This window comes from Curtobacterium sp. MCLR17_031 (assembly GCF_003234775.2).
In the GTDB taxonomy this organism is placed as follows: Bacteria; Actinomycetota; Actinomycetes; order Actinomycetales; family Microbacteriaceae; genus Curtobacterium; species Curtobacterium flaccumfaciens.
Genome location: NZ_CP126270.1, coordinates 2139752 through 2163699 on the forward strand (window position 1 = coordinate 2139752; position 23948 = coordinate 2163699).

Consider the following 23948-nt stretch of genomic DNA (forward strand, 5'->3'; position numbering starts at 1 on the left):
TGCGGGTGGTGCCGTCCGTCACGTCGTCCCATCCTCCTCCACAGCCTGGAGGCTCGGCGCGGCCTCCACAGGTCCGCGTGGGTCCGGCGCGGGGCTCGGACCTGGAGTGGATTCGTCAGGTCCTGCGCTGACCGAGCAGGCTAGACGCCGACCTCCTGGTAGGCGGTGAAGAGCAGGTGGTCCTCGGGGCCCTCGAGCACGACGGGCTTGCCGACGCCGTCCAGGATGATGAACCGCAGCATGCCGGCACGGGCCTTCTTGTCGCGACGCATCGTGGCGAGCAGGCCCTGCCACCGCCCGACACCGTACGAGGTCGGCAGGTCGAGCGACTCGAGGATCGCCCGGTGGCGGTCGACCGTGGCGTCGTCCAGGTGCCCGGTGAGTCGGGCGAGTTCGGCGGCGAACACCATGCCGACCGACACCGCCGCGCCGTGGCGCCACTGGTACCGCTCGGCGTGCTCGATCGCGTGCCCGAGGGTGTGCCCGTAGTTCAGGATCTCGCGTCGGCCCTGCTCCGTGAAGTCGTCCGAGACGACCTCGGCCTTGAGCGCGATGGCGAGCTCGACGACCCGGCGGAACTCCGGCGTCGTCGGGTCGGTCACCCGGTCGACGTCGGCCTCGATGATGTCCAGGATCTCGGGCACGGCGATGAACCCGGCCTTCACGATCTCGGCGAACCCGGTCAGGATCTCGTTGCGCGGCAGCGTGCGAGCGAGGTCGAGGTCCACGACGACGGCACGGGGCGCGTAGAAGGCGCCCACCAGGTTCTTGCCCTCGTTCGTGTTGATGCCCGTCTTGCCGCCGACGCTGGCGTCCACCATGCCGAGCACGCTGGTCGGGACGGCCACGTACGGCACACCGCGCAGCCAGGTCGCGGCGACGAAGCCGGCCAGGTCGGTGACCGCGCCGCCCCCGAGGCCGATCACCGCGTCGGTGCGGGTGAAGTCGGCCTGCCCCATGATCTGCCAGCAGAACGCCGCGACCTCGACGCGCTTGGCGCCCTCGGCGTCGGGGACCTCGGCGATCAGGGCTTCGAGCCCGGCCTCGACCAGGAGCGCGCGGAGCTCGTTCGCCCGGGCACCGAGCGTCGGCGAGTGCACGATGAGGACCTTGGCGACACGCGGGCCCAGGATCGCGGGCAGGGCGCCGAGCAGGTCCGTGCCGACGGCCACCGTGTAGCCGTCGTCACCGCCGACCCGGATCTCGGTGGTCCCGGCGGGCAGGGTCGACTCGGTCACGGTGCTCCTTCGGTGCTGGTGGTGCTGCTGGTCGTGCCGCCGGACGCGGCGGTGGCGCCGGCGTCGCTGCGCAGCCACGTGACGACCTCGTCGACCACGCGGGACATCGGCCGGCGCGACGTGTCGACCACGACGTGCGCGAGCTCGGCGTAGGTGGCGGCCCGCTCGTCCATGATCGTCTGCCAGGCGTCCATCCCGCCGTTCGCCAGCAGGGGCCGGTCGGACCCGGCGATCCGGTCGGCGACGGCCTCGGGCGAGACGGTGAGCAGGACGATGCGCGCGCCGCTCAGGGCTTGCCGGGTGTCCGCGTGGGTGACGGCTCCCCCGCCCACGGCGATCACGCCGCCCGTGGCGAGCGCTGCCCGGACCGCCTGGGCCTCGAGCGCGCGGAACGCCGGCTCACCGCGGTCGGCGAAGATCCCGGGGATCGGACCGTGCTCGCGCACGATGACCCGGTCGGTGTCCGTGAACGGGACGCCGAGGGCCTTCGCCACCCGCTTGCCGACGCTCGACTTGCCGGCACCCATCGGGCCGATGACGACCACGGGCGCGTCGGCGCGTCGGACGTCGGTGCTCACAGGTCGGTCGACGTCGCCGACGGTTCGGTCCGGCGCGTGCGCAGGGTCTCCGGGATCGCCGCGAGGTAGGCGTCGAGGTTGCGCTTCGTCTCGACGACGTTGTCGCCACCGAACTTCTCGAGCACCGCGTCGGCGAGCACCAGGGCCACCATCGCTTCGGCGACGACACCCGCAGCCGGCACGGCGCAGACGTCCGAGCGCTGGTGGTGCGCCGAAGCGTCCTCACCGGAGACGACGTCAACCGTGTGCAGGGCGTGCGGGATGGTCGCGATCGGCTTCATCCCGGCGCGGACGCGCAGCACGGTGCCCGTGGACATCCCGCCCTCGGTCCCACCGGCGCGGTCGCTCGTGCGGTAGATCTCGCCGTCCTCGCGGTACAGCTCGTCGTGCGCGGCGGAGCCCCGGCGGCCGGCGGTCGCGAAGCCGTCACCGACCTCGACCCCCTTGATGGCCTGGATCCCCATGATCGCCGCGGCGAGGCGGGCGTCGAGCCGGCGGTCCCAGTGCACGTGCGAGCCGAGGCCCGGCGGGACGCCGTAGAACAGCACCTCGACGACGCCGCCCAGGGTGTCGCCGTCCTTCTTCGCGGCCTCGACCTCGGTGACCATGCGGGCAGAGGTCTCGGCGTCGAAGCAGCGCAGCTGGTCCTCGTCGAGGCGGTCCACGTCGTCGGGCAGTGGCAGGTCCGTACCGTCGGGGACCCGGACGGTCCCGACCTGCAGCGTGTGCGCCACCGAGCGGATGCCGAGTTCGGCCAGGAACGACTTCGCGACGGCGCCGAGCGCCACGCGTGCGGCGGTCTCGCGGGCGCTCGCACGCTCCAGGATCGGGCGCGCCTCGTCGAAGCCGTACTTCTGCATGCCGACCAGGTCGGCGTGACCCGGACGCGGTCGGGTGAGCGGGGCGCTCCGCCCGCGGGACATCTCGGTGGACTCGATCGGCTCGGGGTTCATGACCTCGACCCACTTCGGCCACTCGGTGTTGCCGATGCGGATCGCGATGGGGCTGCCGAGCGAGTAGCCGTGTCGGACGCCGCCGGACACGTGCAGTTCGTCCTGCTCGAACTTCATCCGCGAGCCACGGCCGTAGCCGAGCTTGCGGCGCGCGAGATCGGCACGGATGGACTCGAACGACACCGGGACACCCGCGGGCAGGCCCTCGAGCATGGCGATCAGTTCGGGTCCGTGGGACTCACCAGCAGTCAACCAACGAAGCATGTCGCAATCCTCCCACAGCGTTGGTCCGTGCGACGTCGTCGCCTACTGGTAGTCGGGGTGCGCCCGCAGCCACGACTGGAACTGCTCGACCGCCACCAGGTGCTGGTCGTAGGTGTCCGAGAAGACGGTCTCGCCGGTTTCCAGGTTCACCGTCACGAAGTACAGCCACTTGCCCGGGGCCTCGTTCGTCACGGCCTTGATCGCGATGTCACCCGGGTTCGAGATCGGTGCGGGCGGGAGCCCCTCGTGCACGTAGGTGTTGTACTCGTTCGAGGCGTCCGCACGCTCGGCGTCCGTGGTCGTCACGGTGTGCGTGTTGCCCGTGCCGTAGGCGACCGTGGCGTCGGACTGCAGCTTCATCCCCTGGTCGAGGCGGTTCTGGAACACGCGGGCGACCTTGGGGTAGTCGGCTGCGAGACCGGCTTCCTTCTGCACCAGCGACGCGAAGACGATGGTGCGCTCCTGGTCGGCCTCCTTGACGCCGGCGGCGGACAGGTGCTCCTTCATGGTGTCGACCATCGACTTGAAGTACTGCTCGGCGGTCCAGCCCGGGTTGATCGGGTAGGTCGCGGGGAAGAGCCAGCCCTCGAGCGTCGTGACGCCGGACGGCAGGTCGTAGGCAGACAGGTCCTTCGCGGCCGCGTCGACCTGCTTCTCGGTCAGGCCGGCCTTGGAGACCATCCCGGCCTTGATGTCGGCGAGTGCCGTGCCCTCCGGGATGATGATCGACGCCTGGACGCGGTTGTCCTTGTCCTGCAGGGCGGCAAGCGCGGACTTCGAGCTCATCTGCTTCTTCAGCGCGTACGAACCGGGCTGGAACTGCACGTCCGGCGAGGCCAGCAGGAGCTTGTAGAACACCTTCGAGTCCTTGACGACGCCGCTGCGCTGCAGCGTCGCGGCGACGTTCTCGCCGATGTCGCCCTGCTTGATGGTGATGGTCACCTTCGAGGTGCCGTCGCCGGTGTAGTCGTCGGGTTCCTGCGCGCCGCTGATCGCCGCGATGAGCTGCTGGAACTTGGGTGCGGCGAACGTGTACGCCCCGACGCCGGCGGCGAGCACCACCGCGACGATGACGAGTCCGGCGACGAGCGGTCCGCGTCGGCGCTTCGGCCGTGGCTCCCGGGGCGGCCTGGAGGCGCGGCCTCCCCCGCCTCGTCCCCCGCGGCCACCGCCTCCCGCGGCGCCACCGCCGCCGGTCACGTCACCGTCGTCCGTCCCGTCGGCCCCGGATCCGCCGCCCGCAGCGGTCGCCGCGGGCTCGGTCGGCAGCTCGCCGGTCAGCAGTGCGGCGACCTCGGGGTGCAGTTCTTCGGGACGGGTGGCGATCGGTGCGTCGGCGGGCGACGCCGGGCGTTCGTCGCGTGCGGCTGCCGGCGCGTCGTTGGTCCGTTCGGCGACCGGCGCGTCGTTGGTCCGTTCGGCGGCCGACGGCTCGTCGGTCGCTGCGACGCGGGCTCGTTCAGCCTCGAGGGCGCGGGCTTCGCGTCGGGACATCGGGGGCGCCGGCGGTGGGGTCACCCGACCAGCGTCGTCGCGGTCATCGGTGCCTGTCGTGCGGTCGGAAGTCGCCTTCCGCCGCTCGGCGTCGTTGCCGGGCGCGATGATCGCGTTCCAGTCCAGATCGTCTGCCAACGTCCTCGGTCTCTCGGTCGGGAACTCCACCTGGGCACCGTCGTCCTCGCAGCTGACGACGAGAGCACCCATGTGCGGTACCGGGCAGCCCTGTCAGGGAAGCGTGGTGCCCGGAGGGGCACCGGCACTGCGCTCGTGGTCGAGCGCGTGTTGCAGAATGATAACAGCGGCTGCTTGGTCGATCACGGCCCGGGACTTCTTCGTGTTCTTGCCGGCCTGGTGCAGCCCTCGCTGGGCGGTCACGGTCGACAGTCGTTCGTCGACCAGGCGCACCGGTCGACGCGCCGCGATCCGGGCCGCGAACACGCGGGCGTCCTCGGTGGAGGCCGTGTCGCCACCCGACATCGACAGGGGCAGCCCGACGACGACCTCGAGCACGTCGTACTCGTCCGCGAGCTCCAGGATGCGCCGGAGGTCCTTCGAGTCGTCACGACGGACGGTCTCGACCGGCGTGGCCAGCAGGCCGTCGCGGTCGCACACGGCGACCCCGATCCGGGCGCGTCCGACGTCCACGCCGAGCCGCCGCCCGGACCGGATGCCCACGGTCAGCCCGCGAGCCGTGCGGTCACGGCACGCAGCGCCGCGGGGAGCGCTGCTGCGTCGGTCCCGCCGCCCTGCGCCAGGTCCGGCTTGCCGCCGCCACCGCCACCGAGCACGCCGGCGGCCTCCTTCGCGAGGGGGCCCGCCTGCACGCCCGCAGCACGAGCGGCGTCGTTGGTCGCGACGATCACGATCGGCTTGCCGCCCACGACGGCACCGAGCACGACGACGGCCGCGCCGTCACCGAGCTGGCCCCGCACGCCGGTGGCGAGCGAGCGCAGGTCGTCACCGGACTGCAGGCCGTCGACCGTCTCGGCGACCACGGTGGTGGCACCGACGGTGGTGGCGTTCCGGGCGATGGCGGGCACGCGCTGCTGCAGGTTCGCCGACTCGTACTCGGCGAGCTTCTTCTGGGCGGACCGGAGGTCCTCCATCAGGTTCTGCACACGGGCCGGCAGGTCGGCACGGGGGGCCTTGAGCGCGCTGGAGAGCTGCGACACGATCGTGCGCTCGACGGCGAGGTCGCGGAACCCCTCGAGCCCGACCAGTGCCTCGACGCGGCGGTTCGTCGAACCGACGCTCGACTCCCCCACCAGGTTGACGAGCCCGATCTGCGCGCTCGAGGCGACGTGCGTGCCACCGCAGAGCTCGCGGGACCACGGGCCGCCGATGTCGACCATGCGGACCTCGGCGCCGTACTTCTCACCGAACAGGGCCTGCGCGCCGAGGGCCTTCGCCTCGTCGATGGGCAGGATGCGCGTGGAGACCTCGAGGTCGGTGCGGATCGCGGTGTTCACGACCTCCTCGATCTCGGAGCGCGTCTCGAGCGAGACCGGCTGCGACCACGAGAAGTCGAGGCGCATGTAGCCGGACTTGTTGTACGAACCGGCCTGCAGCGCCTCCGGCCCGAGGATGTCGCGGAGCGCCGCGTTGACCAGGTGCGTCGCGGAGTGTGCCTGTGTCGCGCCGCGGCGGTACTCCGCGTCGACGACGGTGCTCGCAGCGTCGCCGACGCCGACCTCGCCGGAGCGGACCTGCACGGTGTGGCTCCACAGCCCGGAGACCGGTCGCTGGACGTCGAGGACCTCGAGGTCGAACCCGTTGCCGACGATCGAGCCCTGGTCGGCGTCCTGGCCGCCCGACTCGGCGTACAGCGACGTCTCGCCGAGGATCACCTCGGCGATGTCACCGGCGACCGCGCGGTCGACGCTCACACCGCCGACGATGATGCCGAGCACGCGCGTCTCGGCCTCGAGTGCGTCGTAGCCGAGGAACGTCGTCTCGCCCTTGGCCCGGAACGCGCTGTACACGCTCAGGTCGGCGATCGCGGTCTTCTTGCTCTTCGCGTCGGCCTTCGCCCGGGCACGCTGCTCGGACATCAGGGTCTCGAACGCCGTGCGGTCGACGTGGACCCCGGCTTCCTCGGCCATCTCCATCGTCAGGTCGATGGGGAACCCGAAGGTGTCGTGCAGCAGGAACGCCGTGTCGCCGCCGATCGACGGGGCGCCGTCCTGCTTCGCACGCTCGACGGCGACGTCGAGGATGGTCGTGCCCTGCGCCAGGGTGCGGAGGAAGGTCTCTTCTTCCGCGTAGGCGATGCGGGAGATCCGGTCGTAGTCGGACGCCACCTCCGGGTAGGCGTCGCGCATGGCGTCGCGGGACGCCGGGAAGAGCTCGGGGAACGTGGGCGCCTCGACACCGAGCAGGCGCATCGCGCGGACGGTGCGACGGAGCAGACGACGGAGGATGTACCCGCGGCCCTCGTTCGACGGGCTCACGCCGTCGGCGATGAGCATCAGCGAGGAACGGACGTGGTCGGCGATGACGCGCATCCGCACGTCGTCCTCGTGCACGGCACCGTAGCGTCGGCCGGAGATCTCGGCCGCGCGGTCGAGCACCGGGCGCACCTGGTCGATCTCGTACATGTTGTCGACGCCCTGCTTGATGAAGGCGACGCGCTCGAGCCCCATGCCGGTGTCGATGTTCTTGTTCGGCAGCTCGCCGGTGATCTCGAAGTCGTACTTCGACCGCACGTCGGCGATCTGGTACTGCATGAAGACGAGGTTCCAGATCTCCACGTAGCGGTCGTCGTCCGTCGCCGGGCCGCCGTCGATGCCGTACTCGGGGCCACGGTCGAAGAAGATCTCCGAGCAGGGACCCGCGGGTCCGGGCTGTCCGGTCGACCAGTAGTTGGTGTCCTTGCCGAGGCGCTGGATCCGCTCGTCGGGCAGCGACGAGTGCTGCTTCCAGAAGCCGATCGCCTCGTCGTCCTCTTCGTAGACGGTGACCCAGAGGTCGTCGGGCGAGAAGCCGAGTCCTCCGTCGGTCTCCGGCTTGGTCAGGAACTCCCAGGCGAACTGGATCGCCTGCTCCTTGAAGTAGTCGCCGAACGAGAAGTTCCCGTTCATCTGGAAGAACGTGCCGTGGCGCGGCGTCTTGCCGACCTCTTCGATGTCGTTCGTGCGGATGCACTTCTGCACGCTCGTCGCCCGCGGGAACGGCGCCGGGATGAGACCGGTCAGGTACGGGATGAACGGCACCATGCCGGCGACCGTGAAGAGGAGCGACGGGTCGTCGGAGACGAGGGACGCGGACGGGACGACGGTGTGGCCGCGGTCACCGAAGTACTGGAGCCAACGGCGGCGGATCTCTGCGGTCTGCATGGTGCTTCCTGGGTTCAGGTCGTGGGTGGAGGAGGGTCGAGGCTGCTCGGTCGGAGCACTCAGACGTCGGTACGGAGCTCGGCCTCGCGCGACCGGTAGCCGTCCGCGACGGCACCCGTGAAGGCCTTCGTCTTGGCGTTCACCTCGGCGAAGAGCCGGGCGCCACCGGAGGTCTGGGCGACCCGGTGTGCGACGGCGAACCCGATGACGATGCCGACGGCGACGAAGAACAGCTGCTTCACGGTGCCTCTCCCTCTGTGCACCCGGGCGGTGCATGCCCGGACAAGCTTAGTCGCCGGTGCCGGAACGCCGAACGGCGGGTCGCCCTCGAGAGGACGACCCGCCGTTCGGGTGTGATCAGTGGATCAGCGAGCTGCGTAGTACTCGACGACGAGCTGCACTTCACAGGTCACGGGGACCTCGGCGCGCTTCGGGCGACGCACGAGGCGGGCCTGGAGCTTCTCGATCTCGACCTCGAGGTAGCCCGGGACCTTCGGGAGGACTTCCTGGTGGCCACCGGCAGCGGCGACCTGGAAGGGCTCCATCGACTCGGACTTCGCCTTGACGTGGATCAGCTGGCCCTCCTTGACGCGGAAGGAGGGGCGGTCGACGAGCTTGCCGTCGACCAGGATGTGGCGGTGCACGATCAGCTGACGGGCCTGCGCGGTGGTGCGGGCGAAGCCGGCACGGACCACGAGGGCGTCGAGGCGCTGCTCGAGGAGCTCGACCAGGTTCTCACCGGTCAGGCCCTTCGTCTTGCGGGCCTCTTCGAAGACGATGCGGAGCTGCTTCTCGCGGATGCCGTACTGGGCGCGCAGACGCTGCTTCTCACGGAGGCGGACGGCGTAGTCGCTGTCCGCACGACGGCGCGTACGGCCGTGCTCACCGGGCCCGTAGGGGCGCTTCTCGAGGTAACGGGCAGCCTTCGGCGTCAGCGGGATGCCGAGTGCGCGCGACAGGCGGGTCTTGCTGCGGGTACGTGACTTGGTAGACACAGGGTCCTTTTCTCTGTTCGAACTGAATACTCACCGGAGGCCGGGCACGCGAGTGCCGGTGGCCCCGACGACGGGATCCAGAGGGATGAGCCTGTGGGATCGGACGGCTACAGTCCGAACCTCTGCCCCCGTACCACCGGAGTGGCACTCTGTCCTCGACGCAGCCGTGCTCGAGGACCAGGACGTAGGCCCGGCAATGCTAGCAGCATCGGGGCGAGCGCAGAAGCACCGACGCTAGTGGCCGCGTGTGATCTTCCGGAGTCGTTCGAGCCGCGGCCCGACCTCGCGCTCGTAGCCGTTGGCCGTCGGCGTGTAGTACTCGGTGCCCTCGAGGGCGTCCGGCAGGTACTGCTGCTCGGCGACCCCGTGCTCGGCGTCGTGGGAGTAGACGTACCCCTTGCCGTGCCCGAGGCGCTTCGCCCCGGCGTAGTGCGCGTCACGCAGGTGCATCGGGACCGTGCCCATCCGCCCGGCCTTGACGTCGGCCATCGCCTGGTTGATGCCGTTGTAGGCAGCGTTCGACTTCGGCGCCGTCGCCAGGTACACGACGGCCTCGGCCAGCGGGATCCGCCCCTCGGGCATCCCGATGAGCTGCACGGCCTGGGCCGCGGCGACCGCGATGGGCAGCGCCTGCGGGTCGGCCATGCCGATGTCCTCGGACGCGGAGATGATGATCCGCCGCGCGATGAACCGGGAGTCCTCGCCGGCCTCGATCATCCGGGCGAGGTAGTGCAGGGCGGCGTCGACGTCGCTCCCCCGCACCGACTTGATGAACGCGCTGATGACGTCGTAGTGCTCGTCGCCCTGTCGGTCGTAGCGCAGCAGGGCCCGGTCGACCGCAGCCGCGACGGTGTCGGCGTCGACGACGGGCACGGTGTCGTCGTCCTCGTCCTGCGCGGCGGTGGCCGACGCCGCGGCGGCCTCGAGCGCGGTGAGGGCACGTCGGGCGTCACCGGACGCGAGCCGGATGATCGCGCTGCGGGCTTCGTCACCGAGGACGACGGCACCGCCGAGCCCGCGGGGGTCCTCCACCGCGCGGTCGACGAGCATGCCGAGGTCGGGATCGGTGAGCGGTTTGAGCGTCAGGAGCAGTGAGCGGGACAGCAGCGGCGAGATGACCGAGAACGACGGGTTCTCGGTGGTGGCCGCGATCAGGATCACCCACCCGTTCTCGACCCCGGGCAGCAGGGCGTCCTGCTGGGCCTTGCTGAACCGGTGGATCTCGTCGAGGAACAGCACCGTGGTCGACCCGTACAGGTCGCGGTGGGTCAGCGCCTTCTCCATGACCTCGCGCACGTCCTTCACGCCGGCGGTCACGGCGGAGAGCTCGACGAACTCGCGACCGGACTGCCGAGCGATGGCCTGCGCCAGCGTGGTCTTGCCGGTACCGGGTGGGCCCCACAGGATCACGGAGACCCCGCCGGGGTTCTCACGCGTACCGGTGGCCAGCTGCACCAGGGGCGAACCGCGGCCGAGCAGGTGCTGCTGACCGGCGACCTCGTCGAGGCTGGTGGGGCGCATGCGGACGGCGAGCGGGACGGAACCCTGCGCGAGACCGGCGCGACCACCCGTGGTGGGCGCGTGCATTCCCGAACGATCCGCTGCCATCCTGCAATCGTAGGCCGGTCCACCGACGCGGGCCGCGCCTCCCGGCTGGTGACGGTGCCCCTTCGGCTACGCTCGTTGCACACTGCGACGAGAGGGCAGACCAGCACCGTGGCACCGAAGAACCCAGCGCGTGACAACCGTGAGGCGCGCGAGCGCCTCCGCCTCTACCAGGCCCGCCAGGGCCTCCACGAGCGGCAGCGACGCCGCCGTGTGCGGGACAACCTGATCGGCGCCGGTGCCCTCGTCCTCGTCGCGGCCCTCGCCACCGGGTCGCAGCTCGCCTTCGCTGGATCACGGGGGTCGGACGCCCCGGCCCCGAGCGCCTCCGCGTCGTCGACGGCCACGCCGTCGGCCAGCGCCACGGCCGGCAACACCGGCGACGTGCCGAGCAAGTCGATCGCGAAGGGCGCGACCTGGACCGGCAGCCTCACGCTCAACAAGAGCATCGACCTCGGCATCGAGCTGGACGGTGCGAAGGCACCGCAGGCTGCGAGTGTGGAGATCTCGTTGATCCGTCAGCAGTTCTACAACGGCACCACCTGCCACCGGCTCGCCGACAGCGACGGCCTGAAGTTCCTGCAGTGCGGCTCCGCGAACGGCGACGGCACCGGCGACGCCGGCTTCGAGTACGGCCCGCTCGAGAACGTGCCGGAGGACGGCGTCTACGAGAAGGGCACCATCGCGATCGCGCGGTCGGACTCCCCGTACTCGCAGTCGACGCAGTTCTTCATCGTCTACGGGGACACCACGCTCGACAGCTCCACCGGCGGCTACACGGTCGTCGGCAAGGTCACGAGCGGTCTGTCTGAGCTCGAGTCGAAGATCGCCGCGAAGGGCATCGCGTCCCCCGGCAGCGACGGCACCGGTGAGCCGAAGGTGGCGACGAAGATCACCGACGCGACCATCGCGGAGCAGAAGTAGTCCACAACCCGTCGCACCGGTCGGGCGGCGGAGCCCGTCCGTGCAATAGGCTGACGACCTGACCGTGCCGACGGTGACGTCGGCGATGCACGACCACGATCGAGGCGAGACCTGTGGGATCTGACGAAGCAACGACCTGGGGGCGGGTCGACGAGAACGGGACCGTGTACGTCCGGTACGAAGAGACCGAACGTGCTGTCGGTGAGTACCCGGACGCCACCCCCGAAGAAGCCCTCGCCTACTTCGCGCGGAAGTACGCCGACCTCGAGGGGCAGGTGAAGATCGCCGAGCAGCGCGTCCAGCGCGGTGCGTCGGCGAACGACGTCGCCCGGACAGTCGAGCACCTGACGGCCCTGGTCGCCGACGCGCGGGTGGTGGGCGACATCAAGTCGCTCGAGACCCGCGTCGGCGTCCTCGCCGAGCAGCTCGGCTCGCTCACCAAGGAGCAGGCGGAGCAGGCGCAGCAGGCCCTGCAGGACGCCCTGGCGCACCGAACCGCCCTGGTGGAGGAAGCCGAGGCACTCGCCGCGGTGGACCCCGCACGCGCGCAGTGGAAGCAGATCACGGCGCAGCTCGACGACGTGTTCGCGCGCTGGCAGCAGCACCAGCACGACGGGCCGCGGATCCCCAAGAACGAGGCCAACGACCTGTGGAAGCGGTTCCGCGCAGCGCGGTCCACCGTCGACCAGCACCGTCGTGCCTTCTACTCCGAGCTGGACGCACAGCACCGTGACGCCCGGACCCGCAAGCAGGAGCTCGTGGCGCAGGCCGAGGCCCTCGCGCCCCGCGGTTCCGACGCGATCCCGGACTACCGCCAGCTGCTCGACGACTGGAAGAACGCCGGACGTGCCGGCAAGCGCCACGACGACGCACTCTGGGCGCGCTTCAAGGCCGCCGGAGACGTGCTGTTCGAGCAGCGCCACGCCGAGAGCGCAGCCGAGAACGAAGAGTTCTCCGCCAACCTCGAGGCGAAGCAGGCCCTGCTGACCGAAGCCGAGCCGCTCCTGCAGGCGACCGACCGGGTCGCCGCGCGCAAGACCCTCACCGGTATCCAGCGCCGCTGGGACGAGATCGGCAAGGTCCCCCGCGGCGACGTCCGTCGCGTCGAGGACCGGCTGCGTGCCATCGAGGACCACGTCCGTGGCCTCGAGGACGCGCACTGGAAGGAATCGAACCCGGAGCGCAAGGCCCGTCAGAACGGCCTCGCGAGCCAGCTGGAAGACGCGATCGGCAAGCTCCAGTCCGAGCTCGCCGCGGCGCAGGCCACCGGTGACGCCCGGAAGATCAAGGACGCGCAGGAAGCCCTCGACGCCCGCAAGATCTGGCTCGACGCCCTGGGCGGCTGAGCTTCCGCCCCGACGAACGACGCCCCCGTGACCGATCGGTCACGGGGGCGTCGTCGTACGGGGGAACCAGTGTGCTCAGCAGGTCAGACCGGCGCGGGCAGTCCGAGCAGCAGCCGGATGTCGAGGTCGTCCTGCCGCATCTGCGCGGCGAGCTCGTCCATCGACGAGAACTTCACCATGCCGCGCACGTACGACACGAAGAGCACCGAGATCCGATCGCCGTACAGGTCGATGTCGACGTCGAGCAGGTGCGCCTCGATCTGCTTCGCCGGCACACCCTCGAACGTCGGGTTGTTGCCGACCGACACCGCTGCCGGGTAGACGGTGCTGTCGTGCAGCACCCGGGCGGCGTAGACGCCGTCGGCGGGGACGAAGCCCTCGCACGCCGGGTCGAGGTTCGCGGTGGGGTACCCCATCGCCCGGCCGCGCTGGTTGCCGTGCACCACGACGCTCCGCACGGCGTGCTCCCGCCCGAGGAGTCGTGCGGCCTCGGCCACGCGGCCCTGGCCCAGGAGCTCCCGGATCCAGGTGGAGGACACGCGGCGCTCACCGTCGGGTCGGACGTCGTCGATGAGGTCCACGTCGTCGATGAGCTCGACGGTGAAGCCGTGCTGCTCCCCCAGGGTCCGGAGCAGCGCGACGTCACCGGCACCCTTCGCACCGAAGCGGAAGTCGCTGCCGACGAAGACGAGCCGGGCGTGCAGGGTGTCGACGAGGATCTCGGACACGAACGCCTCGGGCGACTTCGACTGCAGTTCCTGGTCGAACCGGAGCAGCAGGGTCGCGTCGACCCCGGCGTCCTCGAGCAGTTCGCGGCGCTGAGCGGTGCTCGTCAGGGCCGGCGGGACGTGCGGCGGGTCGATGACGTTGAGCGGGTGGCGGTCGAACGTGACCACGGTGGCCACGAGGTCGTGCTCGCGGGCGGCACGCTCGAGGTGTGCGATGACGGCTCGGTGCCCGACGTGCACGCCGTCGAACTTGCCGATGGTGACGGCGCTCGGCCCGAACCCGTCCGCCACGTCGGCGGTGTCCTCGTAGAACTGCACGGTGGCTCCTACTCGCTCGCCGGGGCGGTGGACGAGGACGCAGCCGGTGCCGACGGCTCGGTGACCGCGGTGCGGTGGTGCTTGCGGAGCCACCAGAGCCCGGCGATCGGCAGCACGAGCGGCGCGAAGGCGTAGCCCAAGCCGTAGTACGACCAGATGGTGTCGTCGGGGAACAGCTGGCGGTCGAACAGCGACAGGGTGCCGATGACGAGCACGCCGGTCATCTCGAACACGATCGTGACGCAGGCGACCCGGTACCAGAACCGGCCGGGCACGATGAGGGCGATCATCGCGACGATGTAGACGACGGCAGCGATGGCACTGAGCGTGTAGGCGAACGGTGCGAACGAGAACTTCTCGATGATCTGCACGACGCTGCGTCCGGTCGCCGCCAGCGCGAGGATGCCGTACACGGCGATGAGGACGCGGCCGATGCCGGTCGCGAGTGAGGATCTGGTCGCCATTGCACCGATTCTACCGACGCGCGGCTGCGCGCATGACCTCCGGCGTCAGTTCAGCGCGAACCAGATCTGGTACATCCGGTAGACCATCACCGCGACGGTGAAGGCCCCGGCGCCGAGCACCACGGTGCTCCACTTCGTGCGGTCGATCAGTGCCCACACGACCGCGGCCGGCGGGACGAGCAGGACAGAAACGGCGTACACCCCGAACTCGAGCGCGTTGCCGTCGGGCGGACTGCCCGTCGCCGGCAGCACGATCGAGATGACGCCCTGCGCAAGGAGCAGCAACTCGATGAGCACGAGCGCGCCGACCGTGTAGTCGTTCGGCTTCCAGCCGATGAACCCCACGACGACCGCGAAGAGCCCCACCACCACGGCGAGCACCAGCTGCACCCACATGTACCACTCGATCACGCGCGGGCTCCGGTCTGCGAGGAGGACGACGCACCGGGCGTCGGGAAGTTCGTGATGACCCGGAGCAGTCCGCGGCGGACGGAGACGAGGCCGACCAGCCGGTCGTCGGACGCGGTGACCGCTGCCACCGGTCCGTCCGAGTCGGGGTGCTCGGCCGCGACGCGCTTGCCGTCGGTGAGGTCCTTCGCCGAGGCTGCGTCGAGCGTCACCGACGAGAAGAGTCGCCGGGCGATGTCCGCCGGACGTGCGAGGGCGGCGCGGACGTCGACGGCGTCGTCCTCGAGGTCGATGGCGTCCTGCACGTCGAACGGCCCGACGCGTGTCCGACGGAGGGCGACGAGGTGCGCCCCGGTGCCGAGGGCAGCGCCGACGTCACGGGCGAGCGCGCGGACGTAGGTGCCCGACGAACAGGTCACGACGACGTCCAGGTCCACCACGGCGACGTCGGTGCCGTCGACGGCGACGGTCCGCTCGTTGCGCGTCGTGACGTCGAACCGCGAGACGGTCACCGTGCGGGACTTGAGCTCCACCGCTTCGCCCTTGCGCGCCAGGTCGTAGGCACGGCGCCCGTCGACCTTGATCGCGCTGACCGTGGACGGGATCTGGTCGATCACCCCTCGCTGTGCTGCGACGGCGGTCTCGACGGCCTCGTCCGAGACGTCGGCAGCGGCCACACCGACCGCAGCGGTCGGCGTGCCGTCGGCGTCGTCGGAGTCGGTGGAGACACCGAGCCGGATGGTCGCCGTGTAGGTCTTGTCGAGGCCCACCAGGTGCGTCAGCAACCGGGTGGACGGCCCGATGCCGAGCAGCAGCAGCCCGGTGGCCATGGGGTCGAGGGTGCCGGCGTGGCCGACCTTCTTCAGGCCGAGGCGCCGACGGGCGATGGAGACCACCCGATGGCTGGAGATCCCCTGCGGTTTGTCGACGAGGAGGATGCCGTCCGGCGCGGTTTCGAGCACCAGGCGAGATTACCAGCGCCGGTCAGCAGGCGTCGTTCCACTCGCGGCGGGGGTGCTCGGGATCGGTGACGTCGAGGACCGCGGAGGCCGCGATCTTCACGTCGGCACGGCGCTCGAGACGGCCGGACTCCTGCTCGACCCACAGCGACCAGCGCCACAGCGTACGGACCCCGGGGGCCAGGATGCCCCGCCCGTGCACGATCAGGACACCGTCACCGGCTCCGGTCGTGCGGAAGGGCGTCACCAGGTCGGACCGGAGCGTGTCCTGGTCGGCGGACGGCGCGGCGGCCGCCATCGCGGAGATCCCGTGCTGCTCGAAACCGGTGACGAGTGCGGCCGCGACCCGCTCGAGGTCGGTGCCGTCCTGCCCGTCGATGCCGATGACGGTGCGGTTCGTACCGACCTGCGCGATCGCCTCTGCGGCGATCGCAGCCATCGTGTCGGTCTCTTCGGGTGCCCAGCGTGCCATGCGTCCACCGTAGGCTGTCGAGGTGAACGCGAGTCGGGCCTCCAGACCGGATGTGGACAAACCGACCGCGCGACGCGGTGTGCAGGAGCCGGCCACGCCGGAACGGCCCGACATCGCGACCCCGCTGATCGCGTGGTTCCGGCAGCAGGCGCGGGACCTGCCGTGGCGCCGACCCGGCTTCCCCGCGTGGGGGACGCTCGTCAGCGAGATCATGCTGCAGCAGACGCAGGTCGCGCGCGTGGTCCCCCGACTGGAGGCGTGGCTCACCCGGTGGCCGACGCCTCGCGACCTCGCGGACTCGCCCCCGTCCGAGGCGGTACGTGCCTGGGATCGGCTCGGCTACCCGAGACGCGCGCTCGCGCTGCACGCGGCGGCGACCGCGATCGCGACCGAGCACGGCAACGTCGTGCCGCGCGATGTCGACGCCCTGCTCGCGCTGCCGGGCATCGGCGACTACACCGCGCGGGCCGTCGCGGTCTTCGCCTACGGCGACCGGCACCCGGTCGTGGACGTCAACGTGCGACGCGTGCTCGCACGTGCGGTCCTCGGCCAGGGCGAACCCGGGCCGGCGAAGGCGAAGCAGGACCTGCCACTGATGGAGTCCGTGCTGCCGGCGGACCGCGACGACGCCGCCGCCACGAACGCCGCCGTGATGGAGCTCGGCGCGCTCGTGTGCGTGTCCCGCTCCCCCGCGTGCGATGCGTGCCCGATCGCGGACCGCTGCGCGTGGCGTGCGGCCGGGTACCCGGAGCACGACGGGCCGCGGGCTCCGCGGCAGGCGAAGTTCGCCGGCAGTGACCGCCAGGTGCGCGGCCTGATCATGGCCGAGCTGCGCGCCAGCGACGTGCCGGTCACCCGGTCCGAGATCGAACCGGTGTGGCCGGACGCCGACCAGCGGGACCGGGCGCTCGCGTCGCTCCTGCGTGACGGACTGGCCGTCGGGGACGACGCGAGCGGCTACCAGCTGCCCGGGATCTAGGAACGCGGCTCGGCGGAGCCGTCGGTCTCGGCAGCGTCGTCGGCGGCGTCGTCCTCGTCGCGCTTGTACGGGTCGGCGTCGCCGGCGTACGTCGCGCCGACCGAGGCTGCGCGGACCTGCTCGTCGCGCACCTGGGCCTGCACGAGCAGGTCCTCCATGTGCGCCGAGGTCTCGGGCAGGGCGTCGGCGATGAACTCGAGCGACGGCGTGAGGCGGGCGGTGATGTTCTTGCCGACCTCGGACCGGAGCATGCCGGTCGCGGCCTTGAGCGCCGCGGCGGAGTCCGCACGCTCCTCGTCGGTGCCGTAGACGGTGTAGAAGATCGACGCGTGCTGCAGGTCACCGGTCACACGGACGTCGGTGATCGTGACGAACCCGAGTCGCGGGTCCCGCAGACCCTTGTCGAGTCGACGTGCGACGACTTCCTTGATGCGGTCCGCCATCTTGCGTGCGCGCTGCGGATCGGCCATTGGGTGCCTCCTGAGGCAGTGGCGGGACGCTTCCCGCCGGTGGTCCTGCGTGGGAAAGGGGTCGGGCCCCGGCCTCCCGCGTGGGGAGGCCGGGGCCCAGAGGAGTCACGCGATCAGTCGCGCGGCTTCTCGACGAGTTCGGTCGTCTCGACCTCGTCGCCGATCTGGATGTCGTTGAACTTGCCCAGACCGATACCGGCTTCGAAGTCCGTGCGGACCTCTGTCACGTCGTCCTTGAAGCGACGCAGTGACTCGATGGCCAGGCCATCGGCGACCACCACACCCTCGCGGATGACGCGCGCCTTGGCGTTGCGCGTGATCGTGCCGGAGCGGACGATGACACCCGCGATGTTGCCGAACTTCGAGGAACGGAACACCTCGCGGATCTCGGCGACGCCCGACTGGACCTCTTCGTACTCGGGCTTGAGCATGCCCTTGAGGGACTGCTCGATGTCGTCGAGTGCGTTGTAGATGACCGAGTAGAAGCGCACGTCGATGCCTTCGCGCGCCGCACGCTCACGGGCCTTGACGTCCGGACGGACGTTGAAGCCGATGACGATGGCGTTGTCGATCGTGGCGAGGTCGATGTCCGACTCCGTGATCGCACCGACACCGCGGTGCAGGATGCGCAGCTGGACGCTGTCGTCGACCTCGATGTCCAGGAGCGACTGCTCGAGTGCCTCGACGGCACCGGAGACGTCACCCTTGATGATGAGGTTGAGCGACTCGACCTTGCCCTCTTCGAGCGCACGGGTGAAGTCCTCGAGCGAGATGCGCTTGCGCGACTTCGCCAGCAGGGCGTTGCGCTCGGCGGCTTCACGCTTCTCAGCGATCTGACGCGCCGTGCGGTCCTCTTCGGTGACGAGGAAGGTGTCACCGGCGCGGGGCACCGAGGACAGACCCTGCACCTGGACCGGGCGGCTCGGCGTCGCGGCCTTGACCGCGACCCCGTTCTCGTCCGTCATCGCACGGACTCGGCCGTAGGCCGTGCCCGCCACGATGGCGTCACCGACGTGGAGCGTGCCGGACTGGATGAGGACCGTGGCGACTGCACCGCGACCCTTGTCGAGCCGGGCCTCGATCGCGACACCACGGGCGTCCTTGTCGGGGTTCGCACGCAGGTCGAGACCGGCGTCCGCGGTGAGCAGCACGGCGTCCAGGAGCTCCTGGATGCCGATGTTCTGCCGCGCCGACACGTCGACGAACATGACGTCGCCGCCGTACTCCTCGGCCACCAGGTTGTACTCGGTGAGCTGCTGGCGGACCTTGGCGGGGTTCGCGCCTTCCTTGTCGATCTTGTTGACCGCGACGACGATCGGCACACCGGCCGACTGCGCGTGGTTCAACGCCTCGATGGTCTGGGGCATGATGCCGTCGTCCGCCGCGACCACGAGGATCGCGATGTCCGTCACCTGGGCACCACGAGCACGCATGGCCGTGAAGGCCTCGTGACCCGGGGTGTCGATGAAGGTGATCGGGCGGTCGATGCCCTCGTGCTGCGCGACGATCTGGTACGCACCGATGTGCTGGGTGATGCCACCGGCCTCGCCCTCGACGACCTTCGAGTTGCGGATCGCGTCGAGGAGGCGGGTCTTGCCGTGGTCGACGTGACCCATGACGGTGACCACCGGCGGCCGCTGCTGCAGCACGTCGTCGTCTTCGTCCTCGAGTTCTGCGTCGAGGTCGATGTCGAAGCCCTCGAGGAGCTCCTTGTCCTCGTCCTCGGGCGAGACGATCTGGATCTTGTAGCCCAGCTCGTCACCGAGGACCTCGAACGTGGCCTCGTCCAGCGACTCGGTCGCGGTCGCCATCTCACCGAGGTGGAACAGCACCGTCACGAGGTTGCCGGGCATGGCGTCGATCTTGTCCGCGAAGTCCGAGATGCTCGCACCACGACGGAGTCGGACGACCGTGTTGCCGTCGCCGCGAGGGACCTGCACACCGCCGAGCGACGGGGCCTGACGCATCTCGTACTCGGCGCGCTTCGTCCGCTTCGACTTGCGGGCACGGCTCTTGCCGCCACCGCGACCGAACGCACCGGCGGTACCACCACCGGGGCCACGACCACGGCCACCGCCACCGGCGGGACGCGGGCCGCTGAAGGCCGGACGCGGGAAGCCGCCACCGGCACCGCCGCCGGCACCCGGACGGGCACCGGGGCCGCCACGGCCACCACCCTGGCCCGGGCGCTGCCCGAAGCCGTTGGGACGGTTGCCCTGACCGGGACCACCCGGACGCGGAGCACCCGGACGGGGCGTACCCGGACGCGGGGGCTGCGGACGCGGGATGCCACCGCCACCGGCTGCGCCGGCGGCCGGGCGCTGGCCCATGCCCTGGTTGGACGAGTACGGGTTGTTGCCGGGGCGCGGCGGGCGCGAGCCCATGCCCTGGTTCGACGAGTACGGGTTGTTGCCCGGACGTGCACCGGGCTTGGGGCCACCCGGCTTCGGACCGGCTGCCGCGGGAGCCTTCGGGCTGGTGCCCGGCTTCACGGCGTCGGACTTCGGAGCAGCGTCGGTCGACCCGCCTGCCTGCTCGGCGGCCTGCTGCTCAGCGGCCTGCTTCTCGGCGCGGGCCTTCTGCGCAGCCTCTGCCTCGGCCTGTCGCTGCGCGACGGACTTCGGTGCGGCCGGTGCGGGGACGTCGGCAGCGGGTGCTGCCGGGGCCTCGGGCTCGGGAGCCGGGGCCGGACGAGCCGGACCCGGACGGGGGCCGCCGGGCTTGGGTGCACTCGACTTCGGCGCGCTGGCCTTGGCGGGTGCGCTCGGCGCGGAGGCCGAGGCGGCGGGCTTCGCCGCGGGGGCGCCGTCTGCCTGGAGGGCGGCACGGAGCTTCCGTGCCACGGGGGGCTCGATGCTCGAGCTGGCACCCCGGACGAACTCGCCGAGCTCCTTGAGCTTCTCGAGTGCGGTCTTGCTGTCGACGCCGAGTTCGCTTGCGATCTCGTGTACGCGTGGTTTAGCCACTGTTCTCCTTCACGGGTCCCACCCCGTGAAGGGGCAGGACTCAATGGATGACGGGTCTCATTTCGAGCCGCTCATCAGTTGTCCATAAGCCGTTCAGCCTGTTCTGTCATGTCCGGGCGCTCGGCCGGTTCCTGTGGGAGACCGACGATGTGGTCGAGCACCGCGGACGTGTCGGGATCGCGATCCAACCGGAGCGCACGGCGGAAAGCCCTGCGCTTGACGGCCAGATCGTAGGCATCGACGGTCGGTGTGAGCCACGCTCCCCGGCCCGGCATGACTGCCTTCGGATCCGCCACGACACGGCCATCGCTCAGGGCGACGACTCGGAGGAGGGAGGATCGGGAAGCGCGACGACGACTGCCGATGCACGTTCTGACGGGAACCACTCTACTCCTTGCCTCGGACGTGCGCGATCCGGCGCGCCCTCGCAGGGCGCGCCGGGAGCGAAATCGTCCTAGTCCTCGCCGTCCAGGATGGAGTCCGGCTGGATGTCGATGCGGGCGCCGGTGAGCTTCGCGGCGAGGCGGGCGTTCTGCCCCTCCTTGCCGATCGCGAGCGACAGCTGGTAGTCCGGCACGAGCGCGCGGACGGCCTTCGTCGAGGCGTCGAGCACGAACGCGCTCGTCACCTTGGCCGGCGACAGGGCGCTCGCGACGAACGAGGCGAGGTCAGACGAGTAGTCGACGATGTCGATCTTCTCGGCACCGAGCTCGTTCGTGACCGCACGGACACGTGCGCCGAGCTCGCCGATGCAGGCACCCTTCGCGTTCACACCCGGCTCGTTCGCCTTGACGGCGATCTTCGTACGGTGGCCGGCCTCGCGGGCGAGCGAGGTGATCTCGACGACACCGGACGCGATCTCCGGGACCTCGAGTGCGAAGAGCTTCCGGACGAGGCCCGGGTGGGTGCGCGACACGATGATCTGCGGACCCTTGTTGCCACGGGCGACGCTCGTCACGTAGACGCGGATGCGGGAGCCGTGCTTGTACGACTCCCCCGGCACCTGCTCCTCGGGGGGCAGGATCGCCTCGATGGTGCCGAGGTCGACGTGCACCATCTTCGGGTTCGGGCCCTGCTGGACCACGCCCGCGACGATGTCGCCTTCCTTGCCGCGGAACTCGCCGAGGATCTTGTCGTCGCCGATGTCGCGCAGGCGCTGGTTGATGACCTGCTTCGCCGCGAAGGCCGCGATGCGTCCGAAGTCGCTCGGCTGGTCGACGGCTTCACCGATGACGGTGCCCTCGTCGTCGAGCTCGGGAACGTAGACGCTGACCTCGCCGGACTTGCGGTCGAGCTCCACGCGCGACTGCGCGTGGGCCGGCTCGCCGTTCTCGTCGGCGTGCTTCTGGTAGGCGGTCAGGATGGCAGATTCGATGATCTGGACGAGCTCGTCGAACGGGATCTCCCGCTCGCGCTCCATGAGTCGCAGGACTGCGAGATCGATCTTCACCGAGGTGCCTCCGTATTCAGATGAGTCGCTCCTGCGGGGTGGAACTGCGCAGAAGTCGGCCACAAGCGTACCCCAGAACCAGGAGACGGACAGGAGGCCCGTGGCGGCGTCGCCACGGGCCTCCCGTCCGTCAGGGGTCGCGTCTAGATCGCGCGGACCGCGTCGAGCAGGTCGGCCACCGGCACGTCGCGGCGGTCGCCGGTCGCGCGGTCCCACAGCTCGACGACGCCCTCGGCGGCGCCGCGGCCGGCGACGACGACGATCGGCATGCCGAGCAGCTCGGCGTCGCGGAGCTTCACGCCGGGCGAGACCTTGGGGCGGTCGTCGTACAGCACGTCGAACCGCTCGCCCTCGAGCTCGGCGACGACGGAGGCCGCCAGCTCGTAGGCGACCTGGTCACGGCCGGTGGCGACGATGTGCACGTCGAACGGCGCGACGTTCTTCGGCCAGACCAGGCCCTTCTCGTCGTTGTGGGACTCGGCCAGGATCGCGAGGATGCGGGTCACGCCGATGCCGTACGAGCCCATCGTGACCGTCGCGAGCTTGCCGTTCTCGTCCTGCACCTTGAGACCGAGCGCCTCGGCGTACTTGCGACCGAGCTGGAAGACGTGCCCGATCTCCATGCCACGCGCGGTCTCGAGGGGGCCCGAGCCGTCCGGGGACGGGTCACCCGCGCGGACGTCGGAGACCTCGACGACACCGTCGGCCACGAAGTCCCGGCCGGCGACGAGGCCGGACACGTGCACGCCGCGTTCGTTGGCGCCGGTGATCCAGCTCGTGCCGTCGACCACACGCGGGTCGACGAAGTAGCGGAGGCCGGTGGCGCTGTCGGCGCCGAGGACCTGCGGGCCGATGTAGCCCTTCACCAGGCCGCGGTGCTTCTTGAAGTCGTCGTCGCCGGCGGCCTCGACCTCGGCCGGGGCGAACGACACCTCGGCGCGCTTCAGGTCGACGTCACGGTCACCGGGCAGGCCGACGACCACGACCTCGCGCGTGCCGTCGAGGTGGGTGAGCGCGAGGACGACGTTCTTCAGCGTGTCCGCCGCGGTCCACGGGGCGCCCTCGCGCGGCGCGACCTGGTTCGCGTGGGCGACGAGGGTGTCGATCGTCGGGGTGTCCGACGCCGGCAGCAGCACGGGCTCGGGCTGACCCTCGATCGGCAGCGGCTCGGGGACGGGGGTGACGTAGGCCTCGACGTTGGCCGCGTAGCCGCCGGCGCTGCGGACGAAGGTGTCCTCGCCGACGCCGATCGGGTGCAGGAACTCCTCGGACTTGGAGCCGCCCATCGCGCCGGCGTCGGCCTTGACGATGACGTAGTCGAGGCCGAGGCGGGCGAAGATCTTCTCGTAGGCATCGCGCATGACCTGGTAGCTGCGCTCGAGGCCCTCGTCGGTGAGGTCGAACGAGTACGCGTCCTTCATGGTGAACTCGCGGCCACGCAGGAGCCCGGCGCGGGGGCGGGCCTCGTCGCGGTACTTGTCCTGGATCTGGAACAGCGTGACCGGCAGGTCCTTGTAGGACGAGTACAGGTCCTTCACCAGGAGCGCGAACATCTCCTCGTGCGTGGGGGCGAGCAGGTAGTCGGACCCCTTGCGGTCCTGCAGGCGGAACATGCCGTCGCCGTACTCGGTCCAGCGGTTCGTCGCCTCGTACGGCTCACGGGGCAGGAGCGCGGGCAGCAGGACCTCCTGCGCACCGGCTGCGACCATCTCGTCGCGGATGATCGCCTCGATCTTGGCGCGCACCCGGAGGCCGAGCGGCAGCCAGGCGAAGATCCCCGGGGACTGGCGACGGACGTACCCGGCGCGGACGAGCAGCTTGTGGCTCGTCACCTCGGCGTCGGAGGGGTCGTCGCGGAGCGTACGGAGGAACAGATGCGAAAGCCGTGTGACCACGGGGCAAGCCTAGTGGCGACGGGCCGACGCCGCGGGTTCCGTGCGGTGTCCCCGCCGCTGGGCGCGAGCGGCGCCGGCGCCGCCCGAGGACGGACCGGAGG

22 protein-coding genes are annotated in these 23948 nt (G+C 70.7%); 3 read left to right on the plus strand and 19 right to left on the minus strand.

Annotation, left to right across the window (positions count from 1 at the left end):
* Positions 1-140: 140 nt before the first annotated feature.
* From aroB to DEI96_RS10230, 9 genes are all read right to left on the minus strand, one after another.
* The gene (gene aroB, locus DEI96_RS10190; protein ID WP_111023065.1) at positions 141-1238 is read right to left on the minus strand and encodes a 3-dehydroquinate synthase; all 1098 of its coding nucleotides are present in this window, start codon (positions 1236-1238) and stop codon (positions 141-143) included.
* Complete coding sequence (locus DEI96_RS10195; RefSeq protein ID WP_111023066.1) at positions 1235-1816, minus strand: shikimate kinase; 582 nt, start codon at positions 1814-1816, stop codon at positions 1235-1237. Before DEI96_RS10195 ends, aroB begins: the two co-directional genes overlap by 4 nt.
* Positions 1813-3033, minus strand: coding sequence for a chorismate synthase (gene aroC / locus DEI96_RS10200; RefSeq protein WP_110858979.1), 1221 nt, complete (start codon positions 3031-3033; stop codon positions 1813-1815). The genes DEI96_RS10195 and aroC overlap by 4 nt, the downstream gene beginning before the upstream one ends.
* A gap of 42 nt (positions 3034-3075) precedes the next feature.
* Positions 3076-4665, minus strand: a complete 1590-nt coding sequence (mltG, locus tag DEI96_RS10205) for an endolytic transglycosylase MltG (protein WP_258372784.1) — start codon at positions 4663-4665, stop codon at positions 3076-3078.
* Between the two features lie 93 nt (positions 4666-4758).
* The gene (gene ruvX, locus DEI96_RS10210; protein WP_171907752.1) at positions 4759-5202 is read right to left on the minus strand and encodes a Holliday junction resolvase RuvX; all 444 of its coding nucleotides are present in this window, start codon (positions 5200-5202) and stop codon (positions 4759-4761) included.
* 8 nt (positions 5203-5210) lie between these two features.
* Positions 5211-7868: an alanine--tRNA ligase gene (alaS, locus tag DEI96_RS10215; protein ID WP_111023067.1), complete on the minus strand. Its 2658-nt coding sequence runs from the start codon at positions 7866-7868 to the stop codon at positions 5211-5213.
* Between the two features lie 59 nt (positions 7869-7927).
* Entirely contained in the window at positions 7928-8110 is a 183-nt protein-coding gene (locus DEI96_RS10220) for a hypothetical protein (RefSeq protein WP_027465751.1), read from the minus strand.
* A 123-nt stretch (positions 8111-8233) separates the two neighbouring features.
* On the minus strand, positions 8234-8863 hold the full coding sequence (gene rpsD, locus DEI96_RS10225) for a 30S ribosomal protein S4 (RefSeq protein WP_017887166.1): 630 nt from the start codon (positions 8861-8863) through the stop codon (positions 8234-8236).
* Positions 8864-9097: 234 nt separating this feature from the next.
* On the minus strand, positions 9098-10450 hold the full coding sequence (locus DEI96_RS10230) for a replication-associated recombination protein A (RefSeq protein WP_084740335.1): 1353 nt from the start codon (positions 10448-10450) through the stop codon (positions 9098-9100).
* A 129-nt stretch (positions 10451-10579) separates the two neighbouring features.
* Between DEI96_RS10230 and DEI96_RS10235 the strand changes: the two genes are divergently transcribed.
* Positions 10580-11392, plus strand: a complete 813-nt coding sequence (locus tag DEI96_RS10235; protein ID WP_111023068.1) for a peptidylprolyl isomerase — start codon at positions 10580-10582, stop codon at positions 11390-11392.
* 113 nt (positions 11393-11505) lie between these two features.
* A complete protein-coding gene (locus tag DEI96_RS10240) occupies positions 11506-12738 on the plus strand; it encodes a DUF349 domain-containing protein (protein ID WP_110864584.1) in 1233 nt (410 codons plus the stop codon).
* A gap of 83 nt (positions 12739-12821) precedes the next feature.
* On the opposite strand, the gene DEI96_RS10245 is transcribed toward DEI96_RS10240, so the two are convergent.
* Genes DEI96_RS10245 through DEI96_RS10265 form a run of 5 tightly spaced genes read right to left on the minus strand, consistent with a single transcriptional unit; the run spans position 12822 to position 16087 of the window.
* Positions 12822-13784 carry a bifunctional riboflavin kinase/FAD synthetase gene (locus tag DEI96_RS10245; RefSeq protein ID WP_111023069.1) on the minus strand — a complete coding sequence of 321 codons (963 nt, stop codon included), beginning with the start codon at positions 13782-13784 and terminating at the stop codon, positions 12822-12824.
* A gap of 8 nt (positions 13785-13792) precedes the next feature.
* On the minus strand, positions 13793-14248 hold the full coding sequence (locus DEI96_RS10250) for a hypothetical protein (protein WP_071403708.1): 456 nt from the start codon (positions 14246-14248) through the stop codon (positions 13793-13795).
* Positions 14249-14293: 45 nt separating this feature from the next.
* Positions 14294-14659, minus strand: coding sequence for a hypothetical protein (locus DEI96_RS10255; RefSeq protein ID WP_071403707.1), 366 nt, complete (start codon positions 14657-14659; stop codon positions 14294-14296).
* Positions 14656-15618 carry a tRNA pseudouridine(55) synthase TruB gene (gene truB / locus DEI96_RS10260; protein WP_111023070.1) on the minus strand — a complete coding sequence of 321 codons (963 nt, stop codon included), beginning with the start codon at positions 15616-15618 and terminating at the stop codon, positions 14656-14658. The genes DEI96_RS10255 and truB overlap by 4 nt, the downstream gene beginning before the upstream one ends.
* Positions 15619-15640: 22 nt before the next feature.
* Positions 15641-16087, minus strand: a complete 447-nt coding sequence (locus tag DEI96_RS10265; RefSeq protein WP_111023071.1) for a hypothetical protein — start codon at positions 16085-16087, stop codon at positions 15641-15643.
* Positions 16088-16139: 52 nt separating this feature from the next.
* Between DEI96_RS10265 and DEI96_RS10270 the strand changes: the two genes are divergently transcribed.
* Complete coding sequence (locus DEI96_RS10270; protein ID WP_502866280.1) at positions 16140-17066, plus strand: iron-sulfur binding domain-containing protein; 927 nt, start codon at positions 16140-16142, stop codon at positions 17064-17066.
* Here DEI96_RS10270 and rbfA read toward each other — a convergent pair.
* The 5 genes from rbfA to DEI96_RS10295 form a co-directional block, all read right to left on the minus strand.
* Positions 17063-17536, minus strand: coding sequence for a 30S ribosome-binding factor RbfA (gene rbfA, locus DEI96_RS10275; protein WP_111023072.1), 474 nt, complete (start codon positions 17534-17536; stop codon positions 17063-17065). The two genes, DEI96_RS10270 and rbfA, sit on opposite strands and share 4 nt — an antisense overlap.
* A gap of 113 nt (positions 17537-17649) precedes the next feature.
* A complete protein-coding gene (infB, locus tag DEI96_RS10280) occupies positions 17650-20502 on the minus strand; it encodes a translation initiation factor IF-2 (protein WP_111023073.1) in 2853 nt (950 codons plus the stop codon).
* Positions 20503-20576: 74 nt separating this feature from the next.
* On the minus strand, positions 20577-20888 hold the full coding sequence (locus tag DEI96_RS10285; protein WP_031259737.1) for a YlxR family protein: 312 nt from the start codon (positions 20886-20888) through the stop codon (positions 20577-20579).
* Between the two features lie 68 nt (positions 20889-20956).
* On the minus strand, positions 20957-21952 hold the full coding sequence (gene nusA, locus DEI96_RS10290; protein WP_071414715.1) for a transcription termination factor NusA: 996 nt from the start codon (positions 21950-21952) through the stop codon (positions 20957-20959).
* Between the two features lie 143 nt (positions 21953-22095).
* Entirely contained in the window at positions 22096-23847 is a 1752-nt protein-coding gene (locus DEI96_RS10295; protein WP_111023074.1) for a proline--tRNA ligase, read from the minus strand.
* Between the last annotated feature and the right edge of the window lie 101 nt (positions 23848-23948).